At 53.0% G+C, this 21,706-nt stretch carries 11 protein-coding genes; 4 read left to right on the top strand and 7 right to left on the bottom strand.

What is annotated here, in order from left to right:
• Positions 1-77: 77 nt before the first annotated feature.
• Both O3S85_RS02300 and O3S85_RS02295 read left to right on the top strand, forming a co-directional pair.
• On the top strand, positions 78-1,151 hold the full coding sequence (locus tag O3S85_RS02300; RefSeq protein WP_269537541.1) for a LacI family DNA-binding transcriptional regulator: 1,074 nt from the start codon (positions 78-80) through the stop codon (positions 1,149-1,151).
• Between the two features lie 122 nt (positions 1,152-1,273).
• Positions 1,274-2,605, top strand: a complete 1,332-nt coding sequence (locus O3S85_RS02295) for a glycoside hydrolase family 28 protein (protein WP_269537539.1) — start codon at positions 1,274-1,276, stop codon at positions 2,603-2,605.
• Positions 2,606-2,608: 3 nt separating this feature from the next.
• On the opposite strand, the gene O3S85_RS02290 is transcribed toward O3S85_RS02295, so the two are convergent.
• The 7 genes from O3S85_RS02290 to O3S85_RS02260 all read right to left on the bottom strand — a co-directional run bounded on the left by O3S85_RS02290 (position 2,609) and on the right by O3S85_RS02260 (position 16,864).
• The gene (locus O3S85_RS02290) at positions 2,609-5,479 is read right to left on the bottom strand and encodes a carboxylesterase family protein (RefSeq protein ID WP_269537537.1); all 2,871 of its coding nucleotides are present in this window, start codon (positions 5,477-5,479) and stop codon (positions 2,609-2,611) included.
• Positions 5,480-5,824: 345 nt separating this feature from the next.
• Positions 5,825-8,494, bottom strand: coding sequence for a hypothetical protein (locus tag O3S85_RS02285; RefSeq protein ID WP_269537535.1), 2,670 nt, complete (start codon positions 8,492-8,494; stop codon positions 5,825-5,827).
• Between the two features lie 182 nt (positions 8,495-8,676).
• Positions 8,677-9,543, bottom strand: a complete 867-nt coding sequence (locus tag O3S85_RS02280) for a PEP-CTERM sorting domain-containing protein (protein WP_269537533.1) — start codon at positions 9,541-9,543, stop codon at positions 8,677-8,679.
• A gap of 199 nt (positions 9,544-9,742) precedes the next feature.
• Positions 9,743-10,417 (bottom strand): hypothetical protein, encoded by a 675-nt coding sequence (locus tag O3S85_RS02275; RefSeq protein ID WP_269537531.1) that lies wholly within the window; start codon positions 10,415-10,417, stop codon positions 9,743-9,745.
• A 4-nt stretch (positions 10,418-10,421) separates the two neighbouring features.
• Positions 10,422-14,267, bottom strand: a complete 3,846-nt coding sequence (locus O3S85_RS02270; protein ID WP_269537530.1) for a hypothetical protein — start codon at positions 14,265-14,267, stop codon at positions 10,422-10,424.
• A 285-nt stretch (positions 14,268-14,552) separates the two neighbouring features.
• Positions 14,553-15,710 carry a glycoside hydrolase family 172 protein gene (locus O3S85_RS02265; RefSeq protein WP_269537528.1) on the bottom strand — a complete coding sequence of 386 codons (1,158 nt, stop codon included), beginning with the start codon at positions 15,708-15,710 and terminating at the stop codon, positions 14,553-14,555.
• A gap of 113 nt (positions 15,711-15,823) precedes the next feature.
• A complete protein-coding gene (locus tag O3S85_RS02260; RefSeq protein ID WP_269537527.1) occupies positions 15,824-16,864 on the bottom strand; it encodes a LacI family DNA-binding transcriptional regulator in 1,041 nt (346 codons plus the stop codon).
• A gap of 201 nt (positions 16,865-17,065) precedes the next feature.
• Between O3S85_RS02260 and O3S85_RS02255 the strand changes: the two genes are divergently transcribed.
• Positions 17,066-19,390: a GH36-type glycosyl hydrolase domain-containing protein gene (locus O3S85_RS02255; RefSeq protein ID WP_269537525.1), complete on the top strand. Its 2,325-nt coding sequence runs from the start codon at positions 17,066-17,068 to the stop codon at positions 19,388-19,390.
• Between the two features lie 49 nt (positions 19,391-19,439).
• A complete protein-coding gene (locus tag O3S85_RS02250; RefSeq protein ID WP_269537523.1) occupies positions 19,440-21,641 on the top strand; it encodes an alpha-L-rhamnosidase-related protein in 2,202 nt (733 codons plus the stop codon).
• Positions 21,642-21,706: the final 65 nt, after the last annotated feature.

Below are 21,706 nucleotides of genomic sequence, written 5' to 3'. Positions count from 1 at the left end.
TAATCATAGTTACCAGAATCATCCTGTAAATCGCGACGCGGCTTGACAGTAATGTCGCCCGCGTGAAAATGTCGGCTATGAAACGCGTAACGATGACTGACATTGCCCGTGAAGCCGGTGTCTCCAAGAATACCGTTTCCCTCGCATTGCGGAACGATTCGCAAATTCCACCCCGGACCCGTGAGCGCATTCAACGAATCGCCGATGACATGGGCTATCAGCGAAATCCTATCGTGGCGCACCTCATGACACAGCTCCGCTCCGGACAAAACGCCGGCCCCAAAGCCACCCTGGCCTTGATCAACGCCAACAAAGATAAGTTTGCCTTTCAGCAGCACCCAACCATCCCCACCTACGTCGCAGGTTGTAAAAGAAGAGCACAGCATCTGGGCTATACTTTTGACACCTTTTGGCTGCACGATCCGGAGCTGGATGGCGAGCGTTTGAACCGCATTCTTCATGCACGCGGCATTCGCGGCATCATTATTGTCGGCCTCATGAATACCAATCGACTGCCCCGCGCTTTTGCCCCGACTTGGGATGCCTACCCATGCGTCGTTACCGGTGTGCGAACGCGTGAGCCAGCACTTCCCTTTGCCTGTACGGACCACCACATCATCGCCTTGCGCGCTTTTGAGAAAGCGCTCGAACTGGGCTATCAGCGCCCCGCCCTGGTCCTCGATAAAACGATCGACGATCTGGTGGAAGGCCGCTTCACGGCAGGCTACCAAATTGGCCAAAGCTCATTGCCGCAACGCAAGCGCCTGAAGCCCTTTTACCAGGTAACGGCGGCAAAATCCGACCCATCCCTCTTTAAGCAGTGGTTGGACCGCGAGAAGCCCGATGTCATCTTCACCCTCTACAATGTCGTGCGGCTTTGGTTGAGCAACCTGAACTTTCGTGTGCCAGAGGACATCGGCCTCATCCAGCTAGAGTGGCGTAAAGACCGCCCGGAATGGTCCGGCATGAAGCAGCACAATGACCACGCTGGTGAAGCTGCGGTCGACATGGTCATCAGCATGATTCACTCCGGAGAAGTCGGTGTGCCGGAGTATCCCAAAGCGACCCTTATCGGTGGCTCCTGGACCGACGGCACGACAACGAGGTCACTGATTCAAAGCATAGAAGCCGAAAGACAGCTGGCCAACTAAGCACACCTGAAGTCGAGCCCAAGACTTTCGCCTTGGCATTAAACATCATGCTTGACGCGCGGCACGCAAGCTTAACTATAACGTTATACACAAGCGATATTGAACCCACCAATTAACTCACAATGTCGACAAATCCCGTTATCAACATTCTCGACTTTGGCGCGGACGCGTCCGGTCAAACGATTTGCACCGAGTCTCTGCAACGCGCGCTCGACTCCGTGGATGGCGTAACGCCAACGCGTGTTCTCATTCCTAAGGGGCGCTTCGTGACCGGCCTGCTTTACCCGAAATCGAACACCGAAATCCACCTTGCCAAAGGCGCAATTCTACAAGCTTCTCCGGTATATGAACACCACCGACACGAAGACAAAGTTGGCGGTATTCTGCTTGCGCGAAATCTGGAAAATATCTCCGTCACTGGTGTTGGCGAAATCAATGGCGACGAACTGAACTGGTTCTTCATGGACCAATCGCGCACCTACATCGACTACGACATCAACTCGATCCAACAAGGCGCTGAGTTCGTTGCCTTCGACAATCCATTTCAAGATGGCCCCGTCGAACCCAAAGAACGCCCGGGCAACATGCTCATCTTTTCCAACTGCCGAAAAGTCGCCCTCAAAGACTTCAGCGCGCGTGGATCGGCATACTGGACAATTCACTTGGCTGATTGCGTCAATATCGAAGTCGAAAACCTCACGATCTCGCATAACCAAAACATCCCGAACAACGATGGCATTCACATGACCTCTTGCCGACATGCCGTCTTGAAAAATCTGGATATCCAATCTGGAGATGACTGCATCGCACTGACTGGTTTCCGTGATCTCAAAGGCGAGCCGGAGATTGAGCTTGGCTTCACCAACCTGGAAGGCGAGCTGCTGGATATCCATGTTGAAAATTGCCGCCTTTCCAGCCGCTCATCCGGCATCCGTATCGGCTACGGTGAGAACAACATGTCTCAAATTCATCTCAAGGATATCGAGATCTACGACAGCAATCGCGGCATCCTGATTCAGGCTCGCGACGCTGGCGACATCCATGACGTGCATTGCGAGAATATCAAAATCCAAACCCGCTACATGGCCGGCAGTTGGTGGGGCAACGGCGAGCCGATTTCCATAAGCTCAATTCACCGGCTCAAGAATCTTTCGGCCCCTCTGGGCGAGGTGTGGAACATTCATTTCAAAAACATCCAGATGACGGCCCCCACCCCCGCCTTCCTCTATGCCGACCAGGAAGGCACCGTGCGCGACATTTCCTTTGAAAACTGCCAGCTCAGCCACCAACCTGATCCACTGTTTAAGCAGAAAGGCCAAACCGTTGACCTGCGCCCAGTCCACGACTACAAGCTCGCCTTGATCAATACGGACAAGTCCGACATCGACAGCATCAATGTTGCCACCGACACCGTCTCAGGTTCGATCCAACTCGTCGAACAAGCGCCCGCGTAAAATCTACTCAGCCCGCGTGAGGCGCAGTCGGTAAAACAGCTGCGCCTCTGCATCCGGCCCCGTGCTACGGGGATCATTGATCGTCACTTCCGATGGCGACTCGCCATTTTCCTCGATCGTTATCGCGTAGGCGTTCGTGCTCACAAACGGGCCACCTTCGGTGCTCACGGCGATCAACTCCCAGTCCGCAAGGTTTACGCTAGACCATAGTTCGACGACCAAGTCGTCCTTACCAGGATCGCGGCTTAGCTGGATATCGCGTGCCGCATTCATCGCAAATACTTCACCGCCGCGCGCACCGGGATCAGTCGGGTTCGTGCCAAGGTAGTATTCAACCAAATTACTGCGGCCATCGTGATCGGGATCGGCCTCGGCGTCGACTAGCGCGGCATCCCCCAATTCACCAGCATCGAGCCACTCGCTTAACCAAGCTTGGTAAGCGCTTGGCAGCGCGGTCATGATTGACTGATCCACCACCCGTAATTCATCAAAGGTCATGCGAACGGCTTGGCCCGAAGAGCAGAGAAAACGAAACGCGCTAATCGTGGAGGCGCTATAGTTGCTTTGGCGCGGAGCGTCATCGATTAGCAAAGTATCATCTACCCAAAGATCAGAGCAGTTGTTCGGCAGCCCATACTCGATACCGTCCACACCTCGGTAAGTTTTCGCTTCACCGGACATGTTGGAATACCAAATTACCCTCAGCGGTGTAGCGCTGGCCGGCATATTCGGCGTATCATAATTCGTCGTCCCATCCGTCAGCCGAAGATAGTATTGACCCTCACCACGCGCTTTAACGATTAGGCCAAATGAGCGCTGCGCATTGCTGCCACTAGCGTTGTCAGTAAACGCAGTATTCCAGTCGCCCAGAATGAACGCCGCAATATCACTATAGCTGGAAGTATCTTCGACCGAGAGCTCAAACTCCATACGGACAAACGACATGCCACCGCCCGTTGAAAGAATACGCTGAAAGCCCGCCGCACCCGTTCCACCATCACGCTGATGAACGAGCTTACCTGCATCAATCTCCCAGCTACCGCCATTGGTGTTCGCACTGATATCGTCGAATTCACCTACCGCTGGATCACTCGCGGCAACGTAATCCGACAAGACGCTGGAGCTGTCGAAATTCTGATAGAAAACCGTTTCACCGCCCAGGGAACCTCCATCCAGCCGAACGATTATCGTAACGTCATCGCTGGTCGTGGTTGCACCGTCGTTACCGGACAGTCGCAGTAAGTAAACACCCGGTTCATCAAAGCTGAAACTCGTGCTTGGCGATTGCGCATCGGCAAAAAGCGGAGTCGAGCCCACCGGCCCATCCACGACGGACCATTGCGAGGTCAACGTGCCTGATGGCAGCCCGTCATCCGAAACCGCCCCGGACAAGCTACCCGAGACCGTCGAACCATGCGTTAAAACCAACTCCTGATCCGTGCCTGCATCCACGACTGGCGGGCTATCAAGAGGACCACTTGGACCCGATACAAACGTAACACGCACCGCGCTGATGTGGCCATAGCGGGCACCGGAATCCGGCGTGGGGAAAACCTTCAGCTCAAAGCGCCCTTCGCTGTTCGCACTGACTGTACTAAAGACTGCCGTCGAATCGAGGTTCAAGGTCACGTCAAGATCGCGAACTTCATCGCCGATTTTATATCGAGTCATACGCCCGCGGCCACCATCGTCATTCGCCTCATAGGCGTAGATCTCCACCTCGTAAACACCGCCCGGATACAAGCCGGTAAAAGCCAATACCCCTGCCCCATCCGTTTCGGTGGCATTACTTTGGGTGACCCAACCGTCATTGGAGATCTCCTCATCGAAAAGCGCTCCGGATGGATAGGTGACCAAGAAATGTCCGGCAAAAGGTTCTATCAGCTCAACCACTGCTTGCGCCCGGCCAGCGTTTTCCAGACGCGGGAACACAATACTCGCGCCCATGGTGTCGTGATAGCCGTATGCCGTGCTGTTCCACTGTTTGCCATCGCTATCTAGGCCAGTGAAAGAGCGATTACCTAGATCGATCAAAAAGGTGTCACCGATTGCCCAGTCATTGTCTCCCTCTTGCGCCAGCATCCAGTCATAGAGGAATGATTGGGCATAGACTTTGTTCCAAATAGAGTGTCCACCATTGGGATACTCCGAGTAGCGGAGGTCATTCGCTTCCAAATAGGTAGTTCCGTCGGAATGATAAGGCGAGCCATCGTTATTGGCCAAAGGAAAGGTAACCGTCGGCTCACCATTGGCAGCAAGCACTTCATTCACGCGATTGCGCGATGTATTTACGCCGACGGTTCCGTCATTTTGCGCATGAAACAGCCAGATGGGCTCACCCATCGAGTGCGAACCAACGTCCGCACTAAAGGCTACGGCCGCCACGGCAGATGTCGCAGCAACCACATCGGAATATATCTCGACTGACTGCCAGATGCCGCCGCCACCCAGTGAAATGCCCGACGTATATATCCGCTGCCGGTCAATGTTGTAGTCCGCCATCACATTACCCAACGCACGCCAAGCGTTATCGGTCTGCGATGAGCTCCACCCTCCCGATGGAAGTTGCGGTGCGTAGATAAAGAAATCTCGCGCCTTGGCAGCCTCCACGAGATAAGCGATATTCCTTTCGACCTGAATCCGGTTGTCCGAGCCACGCTCACCTGCGCCATGAAAGAGAAGCACAATCGGATAAGAGATCGCCGGATCATAGTTCTCCGGCACCAGCAGCCGACCGTTCATATCGATAGATCCGTCACTGCGAAAATCAAAGCCATAGACTTCGAAGTCATCAGCGTTCACAGGATCCACTGCATGCAGTGATGGCGCAATGACAGCAGCTAACAGCAGGGAGACACAGGGGATAACACGCATAATATTTTTCCAGTTAGATCAACAAATGTAAGGGGCAATTAGCTGATATAAAAAGTGCGTCGGCGATCAACCGAACGCCCAACGATAGCCAACAAATGGGAGCGACGATTCTGGCCAAGGCATCGCCCTGTCATGCAAGGCAATTCGGCCTTGAGGAGAGTTCGCACTCTCCCCAAGACCAGGAACCGCCTTATCGACCGAGTCCCTCAGTTTTACCCCCAAGTCAAAAACCAGGTTGCGAAGTCGCCAATGCCACGAATGACACAATACCAGCCGGACTGCGCGGTTCGTGCTAGCAGTTGCCGGTGTGTTGTTGCATCGCTTCGCGTCCATGTGAAAGAGGTATTATTGGATATGTAAGGATTGAAGCTCGTAGGCGTCCAAGTCCAGAGTCACCGACTTGCCACCCTCTGAGACGACGCGTCCAGTCGCCGCTGCGGTGACACGGCCGTTACCGGGAACCTTAACTTGAACAGATTTCAACGGCTCGACTCCAGTGTTCACGATCGCAAGGTAGGTGCCTTTGCCATCCGTTTTAATTTCCCGAACAACCACATTTTCATGGCTGGCGGCACCTTCCACCACGCGGCTAGGCAACGCGGGCAAGGCCAGGAAGTTTGCATTAAAGCGGCGCGCATACGATGGGAATCCGCGATTGAACACATGGCCGCTCGTGTAACCCAGATACCAAGGATCGCCATTCGCCACCGCCAGCGCTTCGGGCATCATTTGGTAGGTGCCCACGCGCTCGAAATCCGTGACGAAATAGCCCGTTACGTAGTCCATCGTATTCTCGTTCAACGGAAAGTGCCGAACCATTGCCAAACCGGTATCATTCCTGAACGCGTCCATCGCAGTTGGATCCGTGACCGTGTATTTACGGTTATAGGGATAGACCATGAGGATGCCCTCAGTGTCCTTGTAATTCTGTGGATCGGCCTGCGGCGCGGCGTGGTGCCACTCCCAACTGCCCCATGTCTTCAGCGGCCGCGTGATGGCATCCAAGTAAAGATGCTGTGCGGGCACGTCATTTTCGTCGATCACATAGAAATTTTCGTAGTCTTCGCGCCGGGTAGAAATATCTTTCCACAACTCGGTATCATCCGTGACCACGATGCGGTGATTACCGCGAACAAAGATGTCGGGCACCGGTTCCTTGGGAACCGCCATGAATAGCAACTCAGGATCACCGTCTTCACCAACACCATTGACTTTTAGGTAATCATAGATTGCAAAGAGAAACTCCTTGCGCTTGCCAAACCACCATTCGTAGTAGGCGTCCAGCGTCGCCTTATCGTCCTTGAGTTCCTTACGGGTCATCTTAGCGCGACCGGTTTCCTCGCAAAAGCGGGCCAACGTTTTGTCCGAAAAACTCATCGGCATTTGCGCAACACGCGGTCGCAACCAAAGACCCACAAACTCCGCGCGATCTTTGTATTTGAGAATCGTTAAATCGATGATGTGCTTAAATTCAGCCAGCGTTTCCGGATCGGTAAGATCGACGCGGTTCTTTTCGGCAAACCCTACGTGCGTGAAGTCATCGCCATCCAGCGGCATAACGAGTTGATCGCCCTTACCGCGTTGTCCACGGCCCTGTCGGCCCGTGCTTCCAGCATACTCGTAGTATGGCAACAGCGTTAGGCCGTATTGCTGCACGAGGTCCACCACCTCACCCCACACATGCGGGAACTTGTGCGAGTTATACCACGAAGGGTTTTCCACATCCCAGTGCTGGGCATGGCCGAACTCAAGCAGATCCTTGGAGAAGGTATTCATACCCAGGAAGCGCATCAGGCGCATGTGATACTCATACCAGTCGGTCGGATTGGTGACCGAGCGCTCCGACTCATTTGCGGAATTGATAACCGCGTCGGCCATCTCCTCGCGATAGAAAAGGTGACGCGACGGCAACCCTTCCGGGAGGTTCAAGGGAACGAAGAAGCGTTCTACATCCGGCACCTCGAAGAGACGAATACGCGCAACCGCTGCCCCCTTGGATAACGGTGCTTGCTCGGCACCAGGCTGGCCAACGATGACGCGGAAACCACTGACGGGTGAGAAAATACGTTCTTTAGGATTACGACTCTGCTCAATGCCGTCATAGCCATCATTCAGCCAAAACAGCTGTTGGAAGGTCATGAATTTGTTCGAGAGCGGAATGTCCAGCGGCTCAAGGTTCGTGCTGGTGTATGTAAAGATAACATCGCCAAGTGCCTTACCCGTTTGAATGCCTCTCGTCATATCGCCACCACGATTTGCAACATGGAATGAGCGCGGGGCATTATCCGGAAATTCAACGGTCAGCAGGTATGGTTTACCGGGCTCCAGATATTTATTTTCAGCCATCTGGTAGGCAAAGTATTTCACATCCTCGCCTTCATTGGGCAACACGCGAACGGGCTTGCCGAGGACGTTCTCTACCTGAGAAACACCGGCCGGGAAATCAACAAAGGAATGCGTAGTCTCCAGTCCCGGGTTTACCTCATCCACCAAAGGCAGCTCACCAAATAAAGTGCCAGTATCCACGAGTGGACGGTCCTTTGCTTCAGCGAGTGCACTCGCGATAATGGCGTCGCGACGCTCGGCCTCCGCTTTTGCTTCGGCAACCATGGCAGAACCTTCAGGTGTGTAGGCATAGACAAGCATCTCGCCGTAGGCGGCACCATCGGTCATCTTGTCTACTTTGAGGTAGCGGGTATTCGCATCAAGGCCCTCGTGGATCTTCCATTTCTTGAAGCCAACACCATCTTCGACGAGAAGCTCTGTCCAGTTGCCCTCAGCGCCTGACGAAACCACCACATCGCCGTTACCATTCAGGTCCCAGAACATGATTTTGCCAAGGTGCGCCTCTTCGCCCAAATCGATGACAAAGCTGACTGGTGCCTTACTAGCAGGCGTCCATTGTGTCTTTGGCGCGAACATCGTTGGGTTTGCACCCATACCTTGCTCATCAAACAACCCAGTTGCAGCATCAGCGTTCGATAGCATTTGCGGGGTGATAGATATTTGTTCCATCGGAACGTCGTCAGAACTAATGGCGAACGATGCTGTAGCCACCATTAGTGATGCGCTTAATAGCGAAAGTCTAAAAACAAGGGGAAACATTCAAAGAAATAATATAACGTTATATCGATTCAGGAGTCAATGACCCGAAGAGTGACTTCGGGCCATTGAGAAGATATGCTTCACAAAAGCATCTACCTACGACGACGCAGGACAGCGAGGCCAAGTACCAACATACCGCCCATCAAAGCGTAGGTAGATGGTTCTGGAACGACCACGACAACATCAGAAAATGTATCGCCAATTCGGAATTCATCAAAGTTGGATGGTTCAACGCCCTGGGCGGTCGCCCAGGTATCCAATGCATTTTGGTTGCTGGACGAAAAGCTGGTGCTAACGACCGTAGCGGTAGCTGGATCTGAAGGCGAAAGCGTAGAAATATCCGTGGAACTTTCCACTACCCAAAGATTCAGTGTCGTGGTGCCCGCTTCGGTGAATACAGCCTGACCGTAGATGAAATAGTTCGTGCCTACACCCAGAGTGAAAGTCGATGACGTATCAATCTGCGACGATGTACCCCAACGAATTCGGGCAACTGCATCAGTGGTATTATTGTCCGAGAAGATGCCCAAAAACTGCCCAGCGTCAGCGTTTGTGGTATTAGAGAACGGATTAACAGACACCTTTTTAGCGCTACCTCCACCGTCAGCCGCACGATTCATCGCAAAGCTAAACCACAACTCTTCGTCTCCAGTTCCTACAACGCTCGTACCATACTCGCGGCTGAAAGTTCCACCTGCGCTCGGTGCGGACACAAAGCCATCCTCACTCAAAAGTGAAGAGGGCGCAATAGAGCCACTGGTCGCAGTATAGGTACCGGAAGTGAACCAGCTGTTGCTCCAGCCACTACCTCCATTCAGGCCAGACATATTACTGCCCGGAGTGTAGTCAAAACCATCATAAACCAGCACGTCCGCCTGTGCGGATGCGGTCATCAGCGAAGCCGCAGCGACAATCATCGCGGTGCGCCCGGCAAATGCGAAGGGGAGATTTTTATTCATATTGATATCTTTGTTTTTAGGGTTGGTAGATTGGTTCGTTTGGCATCCGTAACGCCAAGAGAAAGATCAAAATATATTATCCGGTGGGGGCTAATTTTAGGGGCTATGCTATCGTTTAAGAAGATTACTATAACGTTATTGCAAATAAACCAAGGAAATTCTGCATATTTTGACTGATAACAAAATGTAACCGTTACGATTAATTACCGCTCACAAAATCGGTGATTTTCCGTATTTGAATATTCCCACGGGTTGGGTCATCCGTGGGCATGATGAAAACCAGATAACGGCATTTGGAGGAATAATCCCACGTTGCGGCAAAAAGTCTTTTGACTCCCTCATTGGTTCCTTCAGCAAGCTTCACACTCACAGAGACGGAGTTCGTTTCCGGCATTTCGGTGACTGCATAGGCATTGGGCTTTACCCGAAAAACCTGGTCTCCGATCTTCCCGGCGACATCCCTTTCGGTAAAATTATAAATACGAAAACTCCCGACTGGAGAAAGCGAGGCCGAGTCGTTGATGGAATATACATCATATTCGGCCGGACCCGACTTAGTCCTGGAGAACAACAACAGTGGAGCGGGGTTGTCCGGGGGAAGATTATACCTTGCCACTGGAATACGCGGAGCATTTTCAGCGTCCGAATCTTTATAGAAAACGATCGGCAATGTCCCCTGATAGTTGATCCAGCCCGTCCGCACATTATTATAAATGCGAACCCCCTGCCCGCCTTCCGGTTGCACATATAAGGGCGTCCGAATTGGTGCATCCAGCGACAGGCAGCGAAAACGAACAGAAACGATTTCTCCGCTTTGGGCGTATACGGAACTGCCAAAGCAGAACCAAAATAAGATACAATACAGACTTCTCATTGGGCTATACATCGTCCTCCCCCAGCCAACGGAACGAGATTACCCGAAAGCGTCGGCCCATCGTTTTGTTTGCCTCATCCTGAAGATTGGAAATTTGAGTTTCGGGGGCGTCGCGGTCCGGATTCACAAACTCGGGAACGCGCTGAACAAGTGCCTCACACCAAGCGCGGGACTGAACTTCCCCCGTCAGCGGATCATTAGCTTCACCGTAAGACCGGATCAAAAAAGTATCCGACCGAACCGTCATGGCAGCAGCCAGGGGCGTGAGCACATCTGCTTGAGTAAGATATTGAGGAGTCCCCACCCCGGACTTGCTGGTTACATGACTAATATCGAAGGTCCCCGAAGCCACGCCTTCCGTGTAGGCATCCACGAACTCCGCACTCTCATTAATATCAAGACGATCGATCGCGGCCTGAATAGTACCTTTTTTGCCGACTTCGTCATCAACCAGACGTCGGTTAACAAAGTCCCCTAGGCTCAAGAACGGTCCACGGGCACGAACCTCCTCAACAATAGAAGTTGCCAAGCTACGTCTTTCATCCGGCGACAATGCCCTGGGGCTTACCCATTCACTATCCCCACCGGAAGCACTTCCATTGGGCAAAGTGGATCGCGGAAATATAGTCAGATCACCACTATTCTCTTCCGTAAAACCGCCAGTAGGTCGCATAAAGGTGTAGTCGGCCCCCAGAGTAGAAGCCAAAAATGAATCCCACGCATCCACCGACAAGCTGTTAACATTAAAGCCACCCTTCACCGCAAAATACGATGCGCTTTTGCTAAATCCGTCAATGGCGTTAAGGTCGTCAACAAAGCGCGTGGTGACCAGTGAATCCGGCGAACCGATAAATGCAATGCGTTCGTTCATCACCTCGGGCGCTTCTCCCTGGGTCACATAAGCATCAGCCATTTGCTGAAGCGTGGTTTCTAGATCAACCTGATTGACTTCACCTGCGGTAAAATCCGCACCGGGAATCAGGGAGGAAAAGAAATAGCCATCAAACAAAGCATCGTTGCTTAGGTAGGAAATATCATAAAGTGTATAGCGGCCACTAGCCTCTAAAGTTTTGTCCAAATCGACAAAGCCAGACGCCCAGGAATTACCAATCGCTTGCCCCGGCATATAAGTCGAGGGTGAGACGCGAGCATGCTGAAAACTCGCCAGCGATTGCATTGGGTAGGTTGGCACTTCGGAAACTACGATGTTCGTCTGACCACCAGCGGAATACTTGTCACCAAAATACCCCCGGCCAGAATCCTGTTGAATTTCCGAGTAAGAATCCGTGCCCCCCATCTGAACTGTGTAGGGCGGACTATCGATGGAATGATTAGAAAACTGCTTATCTAACAATGGGGCAAAGGGAGACATTGTGCCAATAAACTCTGAAGTCGTAGGCACGCGATCGGGGTCCGGGACAACAGGATTCTGATACAGTCCCAAATAAAGAAACGGTTGCCTAGCACCGGCCAGCAGCAGGCTTCGATCCACACTTTTGGGAAATGACGCGTCAGGACCATCATACAACAAATCCACCAATGGTCCCCTAGTGCTACCCGTGAGCGGTCCATAAATATTCAAGAATAAACGCTGAATGAAAGTATCGGAAGTGTATAGGCTCCCGCCATCATCAAGCTCATCCTCCGGAACATAGGCATACTCCAGATTAAATGCGCGACTCGTGCTATAACGGCGGTCTTCTGTGTTTTTACCAGAATCCTCCCTATAAAAATTGTTCAGGCCCCAGTTATAAACATTGATCTCAAGCGGGGCATCACTAACAACCGGCAGTTGGTGAAACAAGCCATCCTGATCAACATGTTCTCCGGTCCTTAAACGGCGTCCGAGTAATATGCCTCCCGTATTGCGAAACCCTTGCTCCATCTTCAGATAAGGAGCGCTGCGCGTACCATGCTCTTCATTAGACCGCGGGAGATTATCAATGATTGCCGGAGAACTATTGGCCGCAGAGAAAAGTAAAACCTCACCCGGCTCCATGCGAATCGGTTCCGCCTCATCACCAATCAAAAGATCCAGGGTTCCAAACCTCCTACCGGTAATTCTACCATAACCGTCCAGAAAACCTGACATTTGCGGTACCGATACATCACTGATTGGCGGTATGATGTCAGCACTCGGATCAGCCACAGAGATCATCAAACCAAAAGGAGAATCTCTGGCGTGCACCTTTAACCCGCCGTCAAACTCCAAAGCGACGTTATATGGATTCCATAGATACACAAATGGCTCAATTGTGATAGCGATTGCCGAGGTCGTATTTCCAGTCGCTTGAAACATGGATTCACCCTCTGCACGTTCCTCTTCAGGAACATACTCATACTCATCGACGTTGCTATCATTATAGAGTGAGTAGATAAAAATGACACGATTCAGAACCGGCAGCAATTCATGTTCGGTAAGCCGCGTCACAAATTCAGTCCGATTGGAAGCATTGTTATAAACGGTCGTGTTAATGTAGTTGTCCTTTGTTCGGATATTACCCACACCATCAGTTTCCCACGTTGAGATGATGCCACTCATCCCTCCATCATCCGGAAAATCCGATGTATTCGGACCAAATGGACGGATTTTCATTTGAGTCATACTGCTTGTGCTTTCCGCGCCCTTATAGAGGCGATAAAAATCACGCAAGTAGCTCCATGTCGGACCGCGCACAAAGGCATTACTGCCATAGGCGGGCACCGGCTCCTTAAACAAGTAACTGACTTCGTCCATTGAAACCGGGTCCAGATAGACATCCTCAGAATCATATGGTGGAAAGACTGTCCAGTTATCTGCGAAGACAGCATCCATATCAGCCACCCCAGTGTAGGGTGTTCGGGAAAAATCGCTATCGTCCAATTCAAAGAGGAGGCTAAGGTCTTTCTTTAGGCCACCGGACTTGGTATCCGTCTGTAGTGACAGGGAATTCAAACTGGTTGAATGGTAGTGTTCCTGAAGACCGGCCTGCCATCGAGGAGTCCCTGAACCAGTATAAAGAGGATCAGCAAGAAAGAGCTCACTATGCGTTTCCGCACGCGCGACATTCTTCGCTAATGCAGAATCATTGCTGACATCCATCGTTTCTAATCCGTTAAACACACTCGCAGCCCCACCGGATGGAGCGCTGAGAGCGAGGGAGCCCTGAAGAATATCCGTAGTCCCTGGATAATTGGCTAAATCCATGTCCTCGCGACTGGCCAAATTGATCCTGGCCTTCAAGCCTTCATCCGCCACCCAGTAAGCGTAGCTGCCACCGCCTGCGACCGATACCTTCGGTGCGGCAACGTAATCGGTGACGGTTAGATTGCCAACAGTCCCCTCCCCCAACAGCAAAGCATCGACATCGGGATCAACCAACTCACCATCCTGATTGAGCGGGTTAACGTAGGCAGGAATAGCTCCAGCATCCGACACATCATCAAACCCGGATACCAACCAGGCAATATGCTGTCCATACTTTGGATTCTGGCTTCCATCAGGCATCTTTTCAGCAGTATCCCAGGCACCGATCCAGTTCACCATATGTGAATCATCGGCCAGGTTTTTATCGAGCATTAGCGCCGAAGCGCTTACACGCTGGTCGACCCCCAGATTTTCCTGCAAATTCCCTATCGCTACAGTTAGCCCCAGTAGAGCATTTTGCTCAGCTTGAGTCCGTGTCTGCTGGGTTGCCGCGCTAAACATTTCTACGCGACTCACCGTTACCAAGCTCAGTAACATCAGCACAATAAAGCCCATCAGCAATAAAGAGATCACCAAAGCAAAACCACCGGATTGTCGCTTCAGTCGACAACCAGTCTGTTGGGCTTTGCTCCCGGCAATGATGGGGGTGGATTTGGATTTCATAGAAAACTCTCCGAAATGTATTTCGATTAATCGACAGTCCGGCGCTGGAACTTACGCAAGTTTTTTGCCGAAGTGGACGACTATTGCTGCAAAAAGCGCCTGCTTTAAATCATGCGGATCGGTTGATACCTTCATGGGACTGGTTGACTCTAGGGGTTGGGGATTTCAACGAAGCGAGACAGGCCTAGGCTTAATACTCGCGCCGCATTCTATAACGTTATAGCCTTTAAGTTTGTTGCTTCAATAAAAAAATACGTGATTCGGTCCTTTTACCAGCGCTACATTTTAGATGATTTCTAGCCCATCACGCCCCAGCAAAGGAGGGAAAGGAGCCGTCGGGAGCGTCTGGTACCAGAAGGCAACAGAGGCAAGGTCATCCTGCAACGGATGATAACGCCATTCACTGCGCCAACCAAGTGCCTGAACCGTAACGGCAATGCGCTCCTTAAAGCGAATGGGATCCGGCACATGCCAGCGGTACAGGCTAAAACGCATTTGAGAGCTGTAGAGCCCATCTGGCCTTACGACATGCGGCATGCCCGCATAGGGTGTCGAAAACTCTTGGTAGCATTTCTTCTCCTTGTCTTCGAAGTTATAGGACCCGCAAAAATAATCCTCTGTGCCCGTACCACAGATCGTCGGAAAACAGTCGCCACCGTGCTCAGCCACGGAATCTGCCACACTGCGCCCAGCCGGCAAGTCGTCGTCGAGGTAGAACTTCACCTCACCCTCGCCCCACCAGCCACCGCTGTTGACACCCCATGCCATATAAGTCCCCACATAGTGACCACGCCCCACGACCCCATCTAGAATCGTGTAAACCTTGCCCTCCGGCACCGGATTGACCCGTCGGAATTGCGCATGAAGGTATGCCGCATCTTCTGGAACAGGCTGTAGACTGTAATTGACCTGATAAAACAGCGTCAGAGCGTTGCGAGGATCGCGATTTTCCAGGGTCATCCGGAAGCGGCCACGAAACGGCATTGGCCAATAACAGTTAAACGCACACCCGGGATTCAAACAAACCATCTGTGAGTTTAGAGGTGCATACAAATCTGTGCGCGTGAATGCCGAAGCGAAGAAATCACCGAGTGGACATTCGATGGAAGGGATCGATTGGTCGTCATAATAGACGCGCAAAATCAAGTCACGATAGCGCACATGTGCGGTCGTCATCCATATTGATTGGACGCACCCCGGCCCCTCGATGTCAGCAACGGTAAACGTCTCCCCGGATCCCACCTGCTGGTTAGGACGCACCTTCCACCCCCGCCCCAACTCACGCGAGCAGTGTGTATCCAACGCAGGATCGCCACTTTTTGGCAATTCCGCACGCCCGCCACCGCGACGCGAGCCATCCGGATTCTCTGAGGTGATGGTTCGGCTCTCGGCATTGGAGAGCATCGCTAAATTTTCCAAAGAGTTATACAAACCGTGATCCATGAGCCAAATATACGAGAAATTTCAATTAGGATAACGTTATAGCAATAAATTCAGCGTTCACCATGCGACAAGCAAAAAGATCAAATCACGACCAATTTTGAAGCAAGTGTGCTCTAATGGGACTTCGGAGGCCCCATCGAGTTGCGCAGAATAAATTCAGACCGAATCGATTGTAGGCGCACTGGCGCATCAAAGTCACGAATGCGATCTTCCAGGATTTCAAAAATTTTCTGCGCCATCTGCGCCCGATCAACACGAACCGTGGAAAGCTCGGACGGCTCAGCCGCCTGAATGTCATCACTGCCCAGAATTGACAGATCCTGTGGCACATTGACCCCCATACGCTTTGCCTCCGTCATTAACGATATGGCCGTTTGGTCATTGTAAGCAACTACTGCCGTAGGCTGCTTACGAGACTCCCGCCACTGGCGAAACGCCTGCTCGCCAGCGACATCAGCAGCCACTCCCAGCACTGAACCTTCGAGATCATAGCCCATACCTAGCTCACTCAAAACTCGAATCACTTCCGCATGCTTACCCACCGGCTCAGCGCCCATCGGTGCCATTCCCACATAAGCAACACGCTTGTGCCCAACATCCCGTAAATACCCAAGAGCCTTCTGCAGGCTGGCGTAATAATTGACACCCAGGCTGTCGAACTCCTCATCATAACTCTTGTAAATGAATAGCACCGGATAACGCCAGGATTTCAATTTCCGGTAAACATCAAGATTCTCCAGATTCGATACCGGGTTAACTACTAATGCATCCGCCTCCCCCGCCGAAAGCTGGAGCATGAGATTTCGCTCCCGCTCGGGAGAATGATGCGTCAACGCTAAGATCGACGAATAACCTTCCTCAGCGGTCACCAAATCCAATTGTTCATAGAGCTCAGAATAGTTTGCATTCGCCAGGTTCGGCAAAATCATCCCCAACCGCTTCGTGTAGCCACGCTTAAAATTTCGGGCCGATGGGTTCGGGTGGTAGCCAATCTCCTTCGCCGCCTTCATGATTTTTTCCCGAGTCGCATCACTGATGCCGCCCTGCCCATTAAAGGCTCTCGAGATCGCGCCCTGAGAAAATCCAGTCAGCTTGGCAACTTGCAGGATCGTCGGGCGTCCAGACTTGGATTTGGCTGTTTTTTTCTTGGGCATGCATAAAACGTTACCGGTTTTTTATACAACAAGCCAACAACGAAAATGCGCTGCTGGTAAGTTCAGCAAGACATATTCCGCAGCTTACCAATACCCTTGCGCAATAAAGACTCCCCTTCGCTCGGGATGCGCTGAGCAATAATCACGTGAAAAGATGTTTTTTCATTGTTAAAACGTTATAGTTTTATAAAGTTTTACACCATGAGTCATTTAACCGCTCCCGAGCCAGTAAGCGCGCAGCCCCATTCGACAATCCCCACACCACCATGGGGAGAATTCGACCTGGAATCGAATGAATTCATTCTGCAGACGCCGTTTGCGCCCCGTCCCTGGAAAAACATCCTCTGGAATAAGACCTTCAATACACAGCCAACGCAAGCCAGTGGGGGCATCAGCTACAAGCGCTATAACGATGGACGGATCGTGCTCTTAAATTGGACTGGCGCGCAATACATTTACCTGAAAAACCTGCGCACCGGTGCCCTCTTCTCTCCCACCTTCGCACCCGTTGGTGACAAGACGATCGAGAGCTACCAATACCGCGTTGGCCTCAACTATAACACCACCTCCCTGCAGCAGCATGGCCTCTGTATTCGCATCAAGCAGACGGTCGACGAAACACTGCCTCAGACTTACTTCGAGCTCGAGATCGAAAACCTGACCGACCAGGCAAGCCCTTGGCGTATCGTCTTTGTAACCGAACTAAATCTGAAACCCGGCGGTAGTAAGTTTAGCTCGACAGACCGCTATGTCCACCAGACCTGCCTCAATGATCGCCGACTGATCATGGAAAACATCAGCGCGGATGATCGCTCTCACGCTGCGTTTCTTGAGTGCGACCAGCCCTTCGATGGCCATGCCTTCAATGCCACGGACTTTACGGGCATCTACGGCTCTCTCGCCCGACCGGAAGCACTACTTGAAGACTGGCCGGAGACCCTGACTCCCGTCGAGCAGCCAATCCTGTCAGGCTATGTCGACTGCAATTTGGACGCCAAGGGCAAACAATACCTCCTCATCACGCTTGGTTTGCCGCACTTCCCCGGTGTCGATCTCACGACGCATCCGGAGTCCACAACGCAATATATTCATCGCAACGAGCAGAGCCAACAAAAGGCACTGAAAAAGCTCTATAGCCAAGTCGAAGTCAAAACGCCCGACGCGAGTTTCGACCTATACATCAACACCTGGATCAAGCACCAGCTCAACTACTGCGCCCAGTGGAACCGCGGCTGGGGCAAGGGCTTCCGCGACAGCAACCAGGATGCCTGGGCCTTCACACTGCTCGACGCTCAGCGCTCGCGCCAAATGATCCTCGACTGCCTGCCCCATCAATTCAGCGACGGCCGCACCGTACGCAGTTGGGGCCCCGTGGACCGCGACGCCTACAACGATGGCGGCGTGTGGCTGATCTTCTCAACCTACGCCTACCTGGCCGAAACCGGCGATCTCCCCACCCTCGATTACGTCGCCCCGTTTTTCGAATCAGAAGAGAGCGGGACGCTGTATGAGCACCTTTGCCGCGGCGTCAATTACCTTTGGAAATCTCGTGGCGAGCATGGCCTTTGTCTCATGCCCTATGGCGACTGGAATGACCGCCTGACTGGCATTGGCAAGGGCGGCAAAGGCCAAAGCGTATGGACCACGATGGCGCTGATTGGCGCACTGCGCAAGATGGTCGAAATCGCCAACCACTATAACCAACCCGGAGACGTCCAAACCTTCACCGACCGCATTGATGAGCTGGTATCCATTGTTCGCAAAACCGCTTGGAACGGGCAATGGTTTTCCCGCGCGATCACCGACGATGGCGATTTCGTCGGCTCACCCGAATGCCAGGAAGGTAGCATCTACCTGCTCCCGCAAGCATGGAGCATCATCTCCGGTATCGCCACGGACGAGCAGCAAAGCGAGCTCATTGAAGCCGTAGAAAAACACCTGAAAACCGTTCACGGATTCCGGCTGCTAACGCCGCCCTACCAAAAGTTCAACCCCAGCATTGGTCTCCTCAGCGCCACGCAACCCGGGCGCCTTGAGAACGGTGGCAACTACTGCCATGGCACCATGTTCATGACGTATGCGCTCTGTCTGGCCGGTCAGCGTGCGCGCGCCCTTGAGGCACTCGAAAGCATCTTCCCAATCAACCCGCTCAACCCACCCGCGATCTCCCGCCAGGAGCCATATTCATTAACGAACTCCTACTGTGCACCGGAGTCCGGAGGCATTTCAGGCCGTTCGCATTTCTCATGGCGTTCGGGCACGGCAGGCTGGGCTTTCCGCTCCGCGATTGAGGGCATAATGGGCGTCGTCGCCACCATGAACGGCCTCGAAGTGGCGAGTGATCTACCGGTGGACACTTGGGATCATGCCAGTCTGAAGCGGACGATTCGCGGTAAGACTTTACATATCGAATGGCAACGCACCGGTACGCCCTCGCGCACGCTCAATGGAAAACCCATTACATCCGAACCGCTACAACCGGACGATTGGACCGAGACAGAAAACACGCTGCACATCACGTTCTAAACCAACCGCATTCATCGCAGAAAGCAACGCTCCCCTTTTCAATAAGCCAATGAAACACGCGCTTCATCATCTTCCTCTGCCCGCAACTGCCAATTGGTGCTGGGCCGAAAAAGAACACCCAAACCAAACCATTCTCTTTCGCACGGAGATTAAAAATCTCAGCGAGTTCGAATCACTAGCGCTACACATCGCGGCGCAGACGCGCTACTACCTTTGGGCTAATGGAAAATACATCGGCCAAGGCCCTTGCCCAACTCCTTGGCCAGACAACACCGTCGATGGTCACGCAATCCAAGCTGACAGCGAAGGCCGACTAACGCTCGCAGTCATCGTTTATCATTACGGCGTGCCCACGCAGAGCCATCCCTTTGCTCCGCCCGCCTTGTGGACTCGCCTGATCGGAGAACGCGCGGGCCAGTGGCAGGCCATCGACATCGCACCGAATCAATGGCGCTACCTCGCGCAAGGCGGCTGGCAGCACACCAAACTGCGACGCACTTGGGCTACGTCATGGATGGAGCAGTTTGACGCTTCGCAGCACCCAACCGGCTGGGAACAGCCTGGCTTTGACGATACCGCCTGGCAGAACGCCATCCCCGTCGAGCGTCCCGGCACCACCCTCACACCGCGCATGACGCCCGCACTGCGTGAGCACTCGGCACCAGCACAAAAGCTGATTGCTGCCGCAAAAGTATCCGTCGATGCGCCAATCGCTGAAGAAGGCGAAGGTCAACTTTCCAAGCTGCTTGACGAAGAGCCATGGGAGTTAATTCCACATGCAGACCTACAGGCTCAGTGGAGTGAAGGCACAGGCATAACCGCGAGCCCGGAGCAAGGAGGGCTGGCCCTGCTCTTCGATTTGGGCGAGGAAATGGTCGGCCAAACGGAGTTCACCATCGAAGCCGCCAGCGGCATCGTCGACCACTATGGCGCAGAGCTGCTTCGCGATGGCCGCCCCTGGTGCTTCCGCAGCAATGCCGAGTATGCGACACGGTTTTTCGCATCGCAGAACTGCAGTGAGTTTCGCACGCTCAACTACAATGGCTTTCGCTATTTGTTGATTGTATTGCGTCCCGACAAGCAGCCGATACATCTGAAAACATTCGGCGTTTGGCGACGTGAGTCAGACATTCAACCAGCCGTCAATTTTCAGTCTGACGATCCCAAGCTGCAACGCCTGTGGGATGTCAGCCTGCGCACGATCCAAGTTTCGACGCAGGACACATCCGTGGACTGCCCGACGCGCGAGCAAGCCCTGTTCATTGCCGACGGCTTGTGGAATGCACTCTGGCTGACCAAGCTCTACAATGAGCCGAGCTTTTTCGAGCACCTCCTCGACGTCGCTGGCAAAACACAGTGCGACAACGGGCTCATGCCGTCCGCGGTTTTCTCAAGCCTCAACCCACCACACTTTCTGCTCGATTTCTGCCTGATCTACGTCTGGTCGGTGGACGTATTTCGCCGCGCGCAGCCGGACCGCCTGGATGTCGTCCGCAAGGCGCTGCCAATCTTTGAGAAGACGCTAATGTGGTATCAAAACGAGATGGCAGAGTCCGGCATTGTCGAAGCCGACCCAGTCGCTATCGAAAATTACGACGGCGGTCGTTTTCAAATCACCTTCATCGACCACCCTGGCCTGTGGCACCCATTCTCGCATCCGGGCTTTGAGCGGTCGCGGAGTCAACTGGGCCTGAATGCGTTTCTGGCGATTGCGCTGGACGCATTCTACGCGTCGGCCGCAGCGGTCGACTACAAGCACAACCTGGACACCAATATCCTCGATAGCGATCGCCTGCGCAGTCGTTGCCACGAGCTGTTTTACAATCCGGAAACTGAGTATTTTGCCGACTGCCTCCACGACGAGAAACGGACGCTCGTTGGCTGGAGCGCACAGTCGCAAATCCTCGCGATCCTGTCTGGCATCGTTAGCGGTGATGATGCACGCGGATTGATGCAGCGCCTCATCCGTGATCGCAAAGACCCCGGTATTTGCCAGTGCACGCCGTATTTCTGGGTTTACTTCGCGGAGGCCCTCATGATCACTGGCTTCGAAGATCAGGTCATGCCGCTCATTCAGGACGCTTGGTCCGGCATGAGCGACGACCCGGCCACTACCACCTGGTGGGAAACCTTTGAAGGCAGCCCTCAAGATACTCGCTGCCACCCTTGGGCCGCTCTACCCGCGTGGTTCCTCACGCCCGAGGGCTACAACTTCCGACTATGCGGCGAAAGCCAGCCCGCCCAGAATTAATTCCAGCAACATATCCAAAAAATAAAAGAGGCTCAGTCGAATCGACTGAGCCTCTGCTTTTTCAA

Source organism: Cerasicoccus sp. TK19100, assembly GCF_027257155.1.
Lineage (GTDB): Bacteria > Verrucomicrobiota > Verrucomicrobiia > Opitutales > Cerasicoccaceae > Cerasicoccus > Cerasicoccus fimbriatus.
Note: the sequence above shows the minus strand (reverse complement) of the source record. Positions and strands in the feature narration are given on the sequence as shown.